This is a genomic window from uncultured Shewanella sp., from assembly GCF_947501225.1.
Taxonomy (GTDB): domain Bacteria; phylum Pseudomonadota; class Gammaproteobacteria; order Enterobacterales; family Shewanellaceae; genus Shewanella.
On record NZ_CANMUW010000044.1, the window covers coordinates 1 to 620 of the forward strand.

Here is a 620-nt window from a genome sequence, read left to right on the forward strand (position 1 = left end):
CACGTTGACCATGGTAAAACAACTCTAACAGCTGCTATCTCTGCAGTACTTACTAAAGCCTATGGCGGTGAGACTAAAGATTTCGCACAGATCGATAACGCTCCAGAAGAGCGTGAGCGCGGTATTACAATTAATACTTCTCACATCGAATATGACACTCCTACTCGTCACTACGCACACGTAGACTGTCCTGGTCACGCCGATTATGTTAAAAACATGATCACTGGTGCTGCACAGATGGACGGCGCTATCCTTGTAGTTGCTTCTACTGACGGTCCAATGCCACAGACTCGTGAGCACATCCTGCTTTCTCGTCAGGTTGGTGTACCTTTCATCATCGTATTCATGAACAAGTGTGACATGGTAGATGACGAAGAGCTTCTAGAGCTGGTAGAGATGGAAGTTCGTGAACTTCTTTCTGAGTATGAGTTCCCAGGTGATGACCTACCAGTTATCCAAGGTTCTGCGCTTAAAGCCCTTGAAGGCGAGCCAGAGTGGGAAGCTAAGATTCTTGAGCTTGCAGAAGCACTAGATACTTACATCCCAGAGCCAGAGCGTGCAATCGATGGTGCATTCATTCTTCCAATCGAAGATGTATTCTCAATCTCAGGCCGTGGTAC

The 620-nt window shown here is 46.9% G+C and carries 1 protein-coding gene; it reads left to right on the plus strand.

Going from position 1 to position 620, the window contains the following annotated elements; genetic code table 11:
• A partial coding sequence (locus tag Q1B47_RS21835; RefSeq protein ID WP_299798832.1) for a GTP-binding protein occupies nucleotides 1-620 on the plus strand: 620 nt, incomplete at both ends.